14 protein-coding genes are annotated in these 12,641 nt (G+C 35.7%); 8 read left to right on the top strand and 6 right to left on the bottom strand.

The window, feature by feature from the left end; genetic code table 11:
- The first annotated feature begins 27 nt into the window (after nucleotides 1-27).
- The 6 genes from H8S90_RS23590 (at nucleotide 28) to H8S90_RS23565 (ending at nucleotide 5,738) form a co-directional block, all read left to right on the top strand.
- Nucleotides 28-543 carry a YdeI/OmpD-associated family protein gene (locus tag H8S90_RS23590; RefSeq protein WP_187340227.1) on the top strand — a complete coding sequence of 172 codons (516 nt, stop codon included), beginning with the start codon at nucleotides 28-30 and terminating at the stop codon, nucleotides 541-543.
- Between the two features lie 44 nt (nucleotides 544-587).
- Nucleotides 588-1,955 (top strand): tRNA uridine-5-carboxymethylaminomethyl(34) synthesis GTPase MnmE, encoded by a 1,368-nt coding sequence (mnmE, locus tag H8S90_RS23585; protein ID WP_187340226.1) that lies wholly within the window; start codon nucleotides 588-590, stop codon nucleotides 1,953-1,955.
- Nucleotides 1,956-2,115: 160 nt separating this feature from the next.
- Nucleotides 2,116-3,264 carry a site-specific integrase gene (locus tag H8S90_RS23580; RefSeq protein WP_187340225.1) on the top strand — a complete coding sequence of 383 codons (1,149 nt, stop codon included), beginning with the start codon at nucleotides 2,116-2,118 and terminating at the stop codon, nucleotides 3,262-3,264.
- Complete coding sequence (locus H8S90_RS23575; protein WP_187340224.1) at nucleotides 3,257-4,102, top strand: hypothetical protein; 846 nt, start codon at nucleotides 3,257-3,259, stop codon at nucleotides 4,100-4,102. The genes H8S90_RS23580 and H8S90_RS23575 overlap by 8 nt, the downstream gene beginning before the upstream one ends.
- Nucleotides 4,103-4,199: 97 nt before the next feature.
- On the top strand, nucleotides 4,200-4,481 hold the full coding sequence (locus tag H8S90_RS23570) for an AlpA family transcriptional regulator (protein WP_187340223.1): 282 nt from the start codon (nucleotides 4,200-4,202) through the stop codon (nucleotides 4,479-4,481).
- Nucleotides 4,482-4,517: 36 nt separating this feature from the next.
- The gene (locus H8S90_RS23565; RefSeq protein WP_187340222.1) at nucleotides 4,518-5,738 is read left to right on the top strand and encodes a primase-helicase family protein; all 1,221 of its coding nucleotides are present in this window, start codon (nucleotides 4,518-4,520) and stop codon (nucleotides 5,736-5,738) included.
- 555 nt (nucleotides 5,739-6,293) lie between these two features.
- On the opposite strand, the gene H8S90_RS23560 is transcribed toward H8S90_RS23565, so the two are convergent.
- From H8S90_RS23560 to H8S90_RS23535, 6 genes are all read right to left on the bottom strand, one after another.
- The gene (locus tag H8S90_RS23560; protein WP_187340221.1) at nucleotides 6,294-6,635 is read right to left on the bottom strand and encodes a hypothetical protein; all 342 of its coding nucleotides are present in this window, start codon (nucleotides 6,633-6,635) and stop codon (nucleotides 6,294-6,296) included.
- A 160-nt stretch (nucleotides 6,636-6,795) separates the two neighbouring features.
- Entirely contained in the window at nucleotides 6,796-7,050 is a 255-nt protein-coding gene (locus tag H8S90_RS23555; RefSeq protein ID WP_187340220.1) for a hypothetical protein, read from the bottom strand.
- Nucleotides 7,051-7,221: 171 nt separating this feature from the next.
- Nucleotides 7,222-8,127: a class A beta-lactamase, subclass A2 gene (gene bla / locus H8S90_RS23550; protein ID WP_187340219.1), complete on the bottom strand. Its 906-nt coding sequence runs from the start codon at nucleotides 8,125-8,127 to the stop codon at nucleotides 7,222-7,224.
- Between the two features lie 107 nt (nucleotides 8,128-8,234).
- A complete protein-coding gene (locus tag H8S90_RS23545; protein ID WP_187340218.1) occupies nucleotides 8,235-8,858 on the bottom strand; it encodes a hypothetical protein in 624 nt (207 codons plus the stop codon).
- A gap of 123 nt (nucleotides 8,859-8,981) precedes the next feature.
- Complete coding sequence (locus H8S90_RS23540) at nucleotides 8,982-9,416, bottom strand: hypothetical protein (protein ID WP_187340217.1); 435 nt, start codon at nucleotides 9,414-9,416, stop codon at nucleotides 8,982-8,984.
- A complete protein-coding gene (locus H8S90_RS23535; protein WP_187340216.1) occupies nucleotides 9,358-10,383 on the bottom strand; it encodes a DUF4238 domain-containing protein in 1,026 nt (341 codons plus the stop codon). Before H8S90_RS23535 ends, H8S90_RS23540 begins: the two co-directional genes overlap by 59 nt.
- A gap of 719 nt (nucleotides 10,384-11,102) precedes the next feature.
- Here H8S90_RS23535 and H8S90_RS23530 point away from each other — a divergent pair.
- A complete protein-coding gene (locus tag H8S90_RS23530) occupies nucleotides 11,103-11,672 on the top strand; it encodes a recombinase family protein (RefSeq protein ID WP_187340215.1) in 570 nt (189 codons plus the stop codon).
- A gap of 31 nt (nucleotides 11,673-11,703) precedes the next feature.
- Nucleotides 11,704-12,630 (top strand): DUF4238 domain-containing protein, encoded by a 927-nt coding sequence (locus H8S90_RS23525; RefSeq protein ID WP_187340214.1) that lies wholly within the window; start codon nucleotides 11,704-11,706, stop codon nucleotides 12,628-12,630.
- The last annotated feature ends 11 nt before the right edge of the window (nucleotides 12,631-12,641 follow it).

The following is a 12,641-nucleotide window of genomic DNA, read 5'->3' as shown; positions in this document are numbered from 1 at the left end:
TTCCATGTAGCATTTGTATTTTTAGCCATGGTATTATTTGAAGCAGAAATACTGAAATTCAGTAACAAAGGTGAAAAAACCGGGTGGTCGTACATCGAAATTCCCGCGAAACTTGCAGCACAAATAAAACCCGATTACCGTAGAAGTTTTCGTGTAAAGGGATGTTTGGATGATGTTGAGGTAGCCGGTTTGGCACTTACACCAATGGGTGACGGGGATTTTATTTTAGCTTTAAAGGCCACGTTGCGTAAACAGCTGAAAAAAGCGGAAGGTGATTACTTACGTATTCAATTAGAGGAGGATACAACGTTTAAAATCGACCTACCTGATGATTTGGAAATTTGTTTGTGCGAAGAAGAACTTTGGCTGGAACGTTTTATGTCGTTGGCAAAATCTCATCGCAACTATTTCATTAATTGGATCAACGAGGCTAAAACAGAACCTACACGAACAAAGCGCATTGCTCTTACGGTAGAAGCTATGGAAAAACAATTAGACTTTGGAGCTATGATTAGGATGGATAAAGCAAGGCGAAATAGTTGAGACTGTTTTTACTTCGATAATGTTGTATCTTTGCTTTCATGTCGATGCAAGCAGAAAAAACAGACACTATCGTAGCTTTGGCAACACCAATAGGTAGTGGTGCAATAGCCGTAATTCGCTTATCAGGCGCTGATGCCATTACTATTGTGGACAGCGTGTTTAACGGAAAAAATTTAAGTAAACAAAAGAGCCATACGATACATTTCGGTACAATACGTGATGACCATAAGATGTTGGATGAAGTACTCGTATCGCTATTCGTAGCACCGCAATCTTATACTAAAGAGAACGTGGTAGAAGTGTCTACACATGGATCAAAATATATTATCGAAAGCATCATAAAGCTTTTTATTAAGAAGGGAGCTCGTGCCGCTAAAGCTGGTGAATTTACATTGAGGGCATTTTTGAATGGAGGTATGGATCTTTCTCAAGCCGAAGCGGTGGCGGATCTTATTGCATCTAATTCGGCCGCCTCTCATCAGATTGCCCTGCAACAGATGCGCGGCGGGTTTTCCAATGAGCTGAAACAGTTAAGAGAACAGCTGATACATTTTGCTTCTATGATTGAATTGGAACTCGATTTTTCGGAAGAAGACGTGGAGTTTGCCAATCGCGATCAATTAAAAGATCTTATTTTACAGCTAACTAAAGTGCTGCATCGGCTTATATCGTCTTTTGAACAAGGGAATGTGTTAAAGAACGGTGTGCCGGTAGTTATTGCCGGTAAGCCAAATGTTGGCAAATCTACGCTGCTGAATGCTTTATTGAATGAAGAGCGTGCTATTGTGTCAGAAATTGCCGGAACCACACGCGACACGATTGAAGATGAAATCAATATTGAAGGCGTAACTTTCCGTTTTATAGATACGGCAGGTATCAGGGATACCATCGATATTATTGAGGCGAAAGGTGTAGCGCGAACCCGTGAAAAGATGAAACAGGCCCGGCTGATTATTTATTTGGTAGACCCAATACAGGACGCTTTTGATGAGGTAACTATCCAAGTAGCTGATATCATCACATTGCAGATACCTTTTGTTCTGGTAATTAATAAAAAAGATTTATTGTCCGCGGAGCAGTCGGCATTATATGAACCTTTAAACCCTGTTTTTATTTCCGCCAAAACCGGTGACGGGGTAGAAGCTTTAAAAACGGAGTTATTACAGCAGGTAAACCTACGAAATATTAATGTAGATGATGTGATGGTAACAAATATACGTCATGTGGAGGCTTTGCAGAAAACACAGGAATCGCTCGAAAAAGTGTTGTACGGTATTGATAATCCCATAACTTCTGATTTTCTAGCCATGGATATTCGGCAGGCTCTGCATCATTTGGGGGAGATTACGGGGCAGGTGAGCACTGATGACCTGTTAGCTAACATCTTTTCAAAATTCTGCATCGGGAAATAAAAGTAGTTTCTGATAGTTTTTGTTGTTTTCTTTTTGTTGACTATCAGTATTTTATGATTAATTTTTCTTTCTGTTTAATTCCTTTATTACTATATTAGTCACACCTTTTGTACATCTTTATTTTTAAAAGGTGTACAAATGTACATCTAAAGTTGTGATTATGCGGATAACCTTGAAAGAGAAAAAACTAAAGAACGGTACCATTAGCCTATACATTGAATATTACAAAGGCTCTAATACCGATAGCGATGGCAGACGCGTTCACCTACGTGATTTTGAATATTTAAAGCTTTATCTGTCTGAGAATCCAAAAACTGCTGTCGAAAAGAAAAAAAATAGGGAAAACCTCAAACTTGCAGAAGATATTTTGGCTATTCGTAAAAGCGAATATTTGCAAGGAAAATACAATATTAAAAACAAAAGTAAAGCAAAGCGGCCATTTCTGGATTATTTTATTGAAAAGACAAATGAGAAAGCAGGTTCTGAAAAGAATTATGGCGTATGGACATCCGCTCTTCATCATTTAAAGATATGTATAAGCCCAAATTTACTTTTCGATGAAGTGAATGATGAATTTGTAAAGCGTATACGGCGGTATTTTGACAAGCAGGCAAAAACCAAAAGCGATCTACCCATTTCTGCTAATTCTAAATATTCCTATTTTAATAAATTTAAAGCCTGTTTGCGCAGCGCGTATGATGAAGGGTACACCGCAATAAACTTCGCTACAAAAGTTAAAGCCTTTGAAATATCAGAAACGCAAAGAGAATACCTGACCTTCGATGAACTTCAAAAACTGTCCGGCACACCGTGCAAATATTCGATCTTAAAAAATGCCTTCATATTTTCCTGTTTATCTGGTCTTCGTTGGTCGGATTGCAATACATTGATTTGGTCGGAAGTTAGAGACGAAGGTGAAAATCTTTACAGAGTTAATTTTAGGCAAGAGAAAACGGATGGTGTAGAGTATCTATATATATCCAAACAAGCACGGGAATTACTCGGAGAACGGCGATCTCCTAGTGAGCGTGTCTTTCTAGGTCTCAAATACGGAGCTGTGTATAATAATGAGATTGTGCGTTGGTGTAATCGTGCAGGGGTACAAAAACATATTACTTTCCATTCTGCCCGTCATACCAATGCGGTGCTATTACTGGAAAACGGGGCGGATCTTTATACTGTCCAGAAAAGACTCGGTCATAAGGAAATTAAAACCACAGCCATTTATGCTAAAATTGTTGATCAAAAGATGCGGGAGTCGGCACACATTATTCCAGAGTTAATCTTAAGCGGTACAAAAAATGACTAAATCAAATCTGTCATTAGTGAAAATACTTATATGCCTCATTGCTATTGGCCTATACACCTGTTTATTCATTAAATACGATTTTTCCATCTTTAAAAAAGTTGCTACAATTGCAGCAGTATTGGGGCTGGCTGGTTATTCTTCCTATAAATTTTTCAGACGATATGCGATGATATACGCTGAATATATGGCAAACAAAAAGACAGTACTTTTTGATAAAAAAGTAGATAAACCGAGAATCTTTATTCATTCTGTTGCTTGGCCTTTGATGGTGCTTTTTATAGGTGTTTTTTATTATGCCAATGCGAGCGGCATTTTCTGGATGGATGTTTTATTATTTTATTCGTTTCAAGTAATAATTATCCTAACTTTCTCTCTACTAAACTTTACTTGGAGCACTTCTTTTGAAAACAGATATAAGCAGAAACCAGTTACCGAAAACAATCTTGGAAATGATCGTGAGTTTAAGACAGCATTGTCAGTGGTGGATCTGACAACAGTTTTTGACGGATTAACCAAATATGGTTTCATAAGCTATGAGGATCACGATGAGTTGATCAATGCGCGTAAAGAATTCATAGCTATTTTTCGCTCCGGCGTACCACCCAACCAGCCACGATTTAAACTGGAATTTAAAAATCCCGATACCGCCTATTTTCTTGAAAAACTACAACTAAATACAAGCAGCCTCACTTCTGTTAGATTTGTAAAAATATTTACAAATCTTAATGGCATTATTAAACCAGAATCTTTATCCTCTTCCTCAAGTCAGGCAAAGAAACGTAGTCACGGTTCTAGGAATATGTTAAAGCTCGATCTTATTTTTGAGCAAATAGATTAACATTTTAGAGAAATACGTTAAGTATGCTTATGTCCATCTTCGGTTTCTATTATCGGGTGCTTTCCTTTGCTGGAGTAAAAACAAAAAAGGAAAGCAAATGGAAAATGAACTAATCTTACACAAGCTTAATCGCATAGAGAGATTTATATGCGGTCTCAAAGACATATTCAATGTCGAAGAACTATCCGAGTACACCGGCTTTAAAAAATCCTATATCTATAAGCTAGTGCATGAAGGCAAAATTCCCTATTCAAAACCTAATGGAAAGATACTTTTTTTTGACAGGAAGAAAATAGACCTATGGTTATTGCAAAATAATCATAAATCGGAAAGCGAAATTAGAATGGAGGCCTTTCAGCGTGTTGCTCGTAAGAAGTGAGCATAGCTATTATTCTTTCACTTTAATTCTACACTTATGGCAACAGCACAGCATCGGTATCTACGTATCGGAACATCCTTCTACAAGAAAGTAAAGAAACCATTACTTTCCAAGGATGTATTGGAATCGCTGATCCCTTGGACTATAGAGGCGATAAAGCAAGATCATCCCAATGAATGGCGTATTCTTCTGAAGGAAATGCCCAAATATGATGGGTTTTGTACTATTCCGGAACATTTGGACTATCATCGTGATTATCAAGGTTTCTATAATCTTTATGAGCCGATAATACATGTTCCCAAAAAGAGTGAATGCGAGACAATATTGCAATTTATTGAACACATTTTTGGAGAACAATACGAATTGGGACTTGATTATTTGCAGCTTTTATATACCCATCCTAGGCAACGCTTACCGGTTCTGTGTTTGGTTAGCAGCGAAGGAAACACTGGAAAAACCACCTTCCTAAATTTATTGAAAGCAGTATTCGGCAATAATATGACGTTTAATACCAATGCGGATTTCCGAAGCAATTTCAATGCAGATTGGGTGTCTAAATTGATAATAGCGATAGATGAGGTGCTATTAGATCGACGAGAGGACAGTGAAAAAATTAAAAATTTAAGTACTGCAAAATCATACAAAGCAGAGGCGAAAGGTAAGGATCGTTTTGAAGTTGAGTTCTTTGGGAAAATTATTCTGTGTTCTAACAATGAGGATAATTTTATGGTAATTGGCGTTCACGAAACTCGGTATTGGGTACGAAAGGTCTGCCAATTCGAACAACTTGATCCCGATTTTCTCTGGAAGATTGAAAGCGAGATACCTGCTTTCCTGCATTATTTGTTGAGTCGCAATTTATCTACAAAGAATAATTCACGAATGTGGTTCACGCCAGAACAAATTGCTACGTCAGCTTTGCGTAAAGTTAAATCGCACTATGTGAATAAGGTTGAACTGGAGCTGTATGAGATCATTCGGGAGATTATGGAAGCTAAAGGGTTGAATGACTATTGCTTAACCAATACACACACCAAGCTATTATTGGAACGGTCGGGCATAAAAATAACAAGATCACAGGTACGTAATATATTGGAAGGTCAGTGGAAATTGAAGCAACATCCTAACGCGTCTACATTCAGCACATTTTTGTACGACCATAATGGGTTTTTATTGGAATTCGATGGTAAAGGAAGGTACTACCGAATTACGCAACACGATTTAGACCGTATTTATGAAGAAATGTTGACTTTTTAGTGTAAGTGACTGTTTAGTAGTGTTTTGTTAAGTCAACATTCAGTCAACAATTGGTCAACATTCAAATTAAAAGTTGACTATAGGTCAACAAACGATTTCAAATGTTGACAAGAAAGTTGATTAAAAGTTGACCTATTAAGTATCTTTAATACAATGATTTATAGCAAAAAGTCAACAAGTCAACAATTTTTGGGGGATTTAAGGCCGTTTTTTATAGGGGTGGCTATTTTTCCTTTTTGCTAGCAAAAGAAAAGACACAAGGTTTTAGCAATAGAGATGCATAAAGCTGCTGGTATGAATTGTTATGCTATAATGTATGTAATAATGTAAGCATGAATTTGCATAAATACATGAATATGCAATGATGTATTTGCGTGATTATGTAAATATGTGTTTATGGAAAAATTTTTTAGTCTATGCAAGTTGTGCTTTTGTACTGACAAACCGCTTCCAGCTGGCTTGCAGACAAAGCAAATGCCAGTCAAATCTACTTCATTTCATTGCGTTAATTTTTCTGGAATTTAAGAAAAGCTCGCAACTTGCTTTTCAAATGATTTATAGGCTGTCGAATATGTTGCGATTTTTGAAGGTCGCATTTTTTAAGAAATCTTTGCATTCAAAAAAAGCTTGGAAATATTTTTCAGTATTTCCATCATCAAAATGAAGTAGGAAATCTAACGAGTTTCTCCTTAAATCTTCGATGGTATCAATATGATGCAATATGAGGAGCGATTTTGTAAAGTCGCTCATGGTTTTGATTGAGAGAATGTTCCTGTTGTTCAGTTGATTGATAAATTCCTTTTCAGCTGAGCTAATGCCATAACGGGCATTTTCGGTCGGCATATTTAGAATTTCTTCACCTAACTTGTATTCCGTCGCTTGTTTACTGTTAGCCATAGCTTTCTTTTAATCAAAATAAATCTAATGGATCTCAATCAATAAATCAACAAAATTAGGAGAAGGCGAAAACTTTGTACAGGCAAATAATGCTGAGTAAAGGGAGGAAAGTATTAAATATGGGAAATCAGGGCAATAACCTAAAGCAGTGGCGTGGCGGTTATTTGGCAATGTATTCATTAGGGAATTTTTCACCCGCCCATAAAACCGGCTTACTAAGGGCAAGTTTCATCTTGTCAAGATAATCGGATATATCACTTAGTTCTTCAAAAACAACGGCAACTGCATTTTCAGTATACGAAACAGGGATGTCTTTCTCATAGTATATTTCGTGGATGGCAAAATAGGCATCTTCACTGTTCGAATGGTGGTGAGCCATGATGCGGCAGTTCCAATAGGAATTTTTGTTCTTCATATTTATGATTTTTAGCTTTTTAACGAAAAACACTGTTGGCGCTATATTGAAATAGCGATGACAAACGTACGAGTTTCGTTGAAATTTCGCATCAAAGATGGTAAAGATGTCTCAAATAAGGGTGGTTTTTTTGTCAAACATACTATGTTCGATTCAAAAAAGTAGAAAGTATTAACGGTTATTAGCAGTATAATAATCCCAGGTTGCTTTCGCGATAGCAGCGATCATCTCCTCTGCGACTACATATTTTTCCGTTGTGTTATATACAAACACTGCTATTGCAAAATGTTTTCCGTTGGGTAATTGTACGATTCCTACATCATTGATCGCAGCGGTTAACCCTTCATCATTGGTAAAAGAGCTCCCTGGTCTATGAGCAACTTCTTGGTTTTCGGGCAGTTTACCTTTTATCCGGTTCAGTCCAACAACAGTTTCTACCATAGTTTCATAAAGGAATTTAGTTGTTGGTTTAGTTAAAATCTTTCCTTCGTAAAACTGTTTTAGCTGCTGCGTTGAAAAATTTGGTGTTATTGTATTTACATATTGGGCATCCCAATTTCGATGCATTCCTTCTTCGTCATTTCTAGCAATGAAGTTAGGGCTATCAATGAACCTCTCGATAGCTTGAATACCTCCAACAAGTCTTATTAAAATGTCGCAAATATTATTATCACTTTGGGAAATCATCCACTGTAGTGATTCTTTTAATGTGATATAGATATTTCCCCCTGGATATTTTTCCCTGAATGGGCTCCAAGTTTTTTCCAGCAATTCGGATTTTTTTATAAAGAGTTTTTGGTTTAATGATAGTTCTCCATTATCAACTTTGCTTAACACCGTCAGCGCAATTTGAAATTTAAAAACACTTATCATAGGGTAGTGTTTGTCTCCGTTAACACATAAGGTATCATCGTCTTCAATACCAAGAATAGAAACACCAACTTCCGCATTTCGTGCAGCGATAATTTCGTTTATCTGTTGACGGAGTACTTCTTTTGAAGGTTGTGCAAAGGCATGAGAGGAAACAAATACAAAGAGGGCCAATGTCAATATGTGAGCTGGTAAACTATAATTCATAATATATGTAGAAAATGGAACAATAATACTTTTTTATACTTACAATGTTTCATTGTAAGGTCTATTATACAATCTTACAAATTAACGGTGGTTTTCCTAATAATTTATCATGCCTTTAAGACTTTAAAACTCCAGATCGTGGCATAGTATAAATACCGAATAATAAAAAGAATGACAATTAGAAAAACAAAAACTTTGTAGCTTGATCTAACAAGTTCTTGAGTCGTAAAGATATTTTGCTTAAGCTTGTCTCTTTTTGCCTGTAGTTCTTTGTTCCGAGCGCCTAAAGACGCGATTTCCACTTTTTCATCAGCATACATGTTTTTTGAGATATATTCACTGAAAGAGTAGGGGTTAACTATATTTTTTGTCTTAAGAAAGCCTCTTAAGGATTGATCATAAGTAGTCCACTTCAGTTTGATACTGTCTACATGAACGAGATATTCTAGCCTACTCCACATATCATCGGGTGTTTGGGTATAGGCAAGATGAAAATGCCACACATAATCATAGAAAAAAGATCTTCTTTCATTTCTTTTTTGTTCGAAAGCTGTAAGAGATTTCTTTTTTAAGGTATTGTTATTCCGTATTTCTTTATTAACAGCGACTAAATCTGCCCTTTTCAAGTAATTCCATCCTAACATTGCCAGCATCGACAATAACACTAAAACGAGACATAGAAGAAGCAATAAAAACTCTCTGGCTACAATCTTTTTCGTGAAGTTTATCATCAGCAAAAAGGCTTAGGAATTTACATTACACGAATATACAAAAATGTTCGCTTTAACGGCCGTAAAATGGTGGTTTTTTTAAATATCTGTCTACGTTTTGGTTATAGTTTGCTAGCTGCTGCTCTATTTATTCTCGGATCGTTCTATGTTAAAATGATTGCTGTTTAATCTTGTACTTATTCCATACAAATCTTTTCTCATTGCAACAGCAAGGTCGTTCAATGTAATCTTACTTTCCTTGCATACGAATTCTCTCATTTTTAGAATCACATTGTCAGATGCGAACAATGACATGTTTATAAATTCAGCTTCGACTTCATTCCGAAGTCTATCTAATGAATTGATATCGGGGCGATTGATAACTAACATAGACTTTTCCCTATCATAATGAACCAGTGCATAGCATAAGAGAATTATCGCTTTATACCTTATCTCTTTGAAGGAATGTTTAGCATCTTGCTTAGCTTTTTTTGTAGCAATCAAGTAATCGAAGCCACTTTTAATAAGCCCACCAAGTCCGACTAAACCGATCGCTGATATTACTTGTTCTGTTGTCATAGTTTTGTATAACTTTTTTAGGTGGTTTTTGAAGAAGACTCCAATTACAATGCATCTTTCTTTTTTGCGTTCTTATTTCTACTTGCGGATGACTTACATCTCTTAAGTATGGCAAACTGTTAACAATCTCCGTGGCTAACCCAAACGAATTGCTACTGCAAAATACATATTTATATGATTGTAACACCTGTAGATGGTTGTAGTGGACAATATTTTTTTTGTCAGTTAAAGGCAAGCATAAATTTTCTTGTGAGTTGAGGCCAAAAAATAATTTTCTGTCAATAAGACATAACATATATTTGGAATTTAACGGGAATCCAATTTCAATACCCTCAGAGCCAAAACCATCCATAGAAAAATTAGGATCGGACATATGTGCATACTTCACAACAGGATTATCAGAAGTATAAAATGGAAGATTTGTTTCATTTCTATAAACAAACCAGATATGCTCATCTAAGCTATTCTTTATGAGATTTATATTTTCATCGCTAAATAACATATTAACATGTGTATTTCGGATTTCAATGCTATTTAGGTTAGAAAGTAGGTTTTCTTCCGCCAACTCATTAACAGTTAAATGATCCAGTAAAGACAATTTAATTTGTGATATGATCTCACGGGTTCGCTTTCCTCGTAATATTTGTACAGCTAAGTATGTTGAAAAACTATTTCTGATATCGTTAGTGATAGGCTTATGTTTATCAATTAAATTGACCAAAAAAGAATCAAATAGAGGCCAAAATTGGCTCTCAATCTGGGCTAATTTCAACTCGAGAGTTTGAAAATTGTTTTTTTCTTCTGTCTCGTAAAAATATCTTTCGCCGCAGACATTACCCAAATCAGTAACACCAAATGAACCCGAAGAAGTTTTGTCAAAAACCCAAAGTTTAGGTTTTTTGTCATTACTAAGAAATCTCTTAAGATAATTTCTTGGCACATAGTGCTGATTTTTTACGATGCTCATTGCTGATTTGATTGAATTGTAAGATACAAAAATTTAAAATGGTAAGTATTTTTAACAATGAAAATGTTTGGACATAGGAATGCTAATTAACCAATTAAACTCATTAATAGCGGTGAAGTTTTAAGCCTTAACGGTAATGGTACAGCCGTTATTTTCCAAAGATGGCTTTTATAATTGCACCTAGATATATTATAGTACCAATAGGTCCAGTTGCTGATATCGCTAGCGTTATTTTGATTTTTTCTGAAAGATAATTTAAATCATTGTGCCACAAATACATAAATCGGCTAAATAATTTGCCGTTTCTCTCTAAAAGGGAATATACAATAGATAAAATTAGGTTTAACAATAAAAAAGTTATTACGTAATATAAATAGAAATTCGATTTTGGTTGAACGTAAAAGTATAACAGAACATAAGCTGCTATAATTCCAATGCAAACGCCGTTTAGCGGATAGGTAGTGTTACCGTATTTATCAGATCTAGTGGTCAGTATAGTAACGAATTTATTCATTGTAGTCAGTTTTAGGTTGTCAGTTCAAAAATAGTGATAACCTTAAAATTTTCCTACTTCCTTTTCACGTTCATTTAAACGTCCGTTTTAAGGTACTGTTTCTTTTCTTCAAGCAAGGAACCTGAAGCCATCATTATTTATCCCAAAAACTTGTTTCATAAATCAACGTTCCATAAATTGCATAAGAAACGTTTTTCTGTATAATATGAAAATAGGATATGCCAGGGTATCAACCCATGATCAGAATTTACAGATGCAGAAGGATGCTTTACTTGCATCCGGTTGCGAAATGATATTTGAAGAGAAGATCTCCGGAAAATCTAAAGATAGGCCGGAGTTGGATAAGCTCTTTAAAACGTTACGAAAAGGTGATATTCTGATAGTTTGGAAGCTTGATCGATTAGGCCGGTCACTGAAAGACCTGATCGAGCTTATGGCCAAACTGAAAGATATGGAAGTGACATTTAAAAGCTTGAACGACAGTATTGACACAAGTACGGCAACAGGCAGGTTCACATTTAATATTTTTGCTTCACTTGCAGAGTTTGAGAGAGAAATGATACGCGAACGAACGTTATCAGGATTGAGTGCCGCGCGGGCTAGGGGTAGACTTGGCGGAAGACCGAAAGGTTTATCAAAGAAGAATCTTAATATAGCCAAATCAATTAAGATACTCTACGACAAAGAAGAGAAATCAATGGAAGAAATAGCACAGATTTTTGGCAAAAGTAGGACTACATGTTATAGATATCTAGATATAGCAAGTAGATTATAGATTGTTTGAATATGCATGAAAATGTAAATTAATGGAGCAAATAATTCAGGACATTCTTAGAAGGGCGAAGCTGGCAAACGGTAGCCATACTAAAAATAACCATTATATACCCTGTTTCTGGAGTTCTTGCTGGAACGCAGAGGTATTGCACAAACATCGTTCAAACATTCTGCCGAAAAAGGGTGAATCTAGGAAAGCAAAAGTATCGGCATTCAAGATTGGGGAAAAAATTTTTCGAGAAAAGGATAAAGTTGAGAGTTGTTTTTACTTGAAAGACATTTATAATGTACATTATTACGATGAACGTCGAATAGCAAAGAGTGATTTTGACACCAAGGCTTTGGCACAAAAAGGAATCGCTTTCATATTGGATATAGAGAATCTATTTACTGAAATCGAAGGGTTGTATATCAGCGATTTGCTTACGACAATAAAAACTGGTGAGATAAGAAATTTAACTAGTAAAACTATGCTTTCCTTTTTCATCCATATCCAACTAATGAGAACACCCATGGTTTGGCAAAAGCTCATCGACGACTATGATAAAGAAAATACCCATAAAAATCCGTTCGTCGAAATGCAAAATAAGATACGTCTGTTTAGCGACGTGAGACAAGGTCTAGAATCAAAAGATCGATTATTTAACGCTGCTTATCAATATTTAAAATACAATTGGAAGGTTTATAAATTAAGAGAATATAAATTTCCACTTGCCGATAACTTTTTAACCGTGGCCGGACAAAGATTATTTATCGCTCTCGCACCAGATATTTTATTAGAAATCGATACTACGCGAGTACTTTTGCACGATGATGAAAAAATTTGTGAATACTATTCAGGTATTGACCATGATACTTATTTACACTTCATACAAGGAATCTTTTCACAAGCAAAGTTTGAGATCATTCACATTGATTTAGAGCAGTTAAAAGCCCTTATTCAACTGTATAGCCCATAAATGTTCTATTT

The organism is Olivibacter sp. SDN3 (assembly GCF_014334135.1).
GTDB lineage: Bacteria > Bacteroidota > Bacteroidia > Sphingobacteriales > Sphingobacteriaceae > Olivibacter.
Note: the sequence above shows the minus strand (reverse complement) of the source record. Positions and strands in the feature narration are given on the sequence as shown.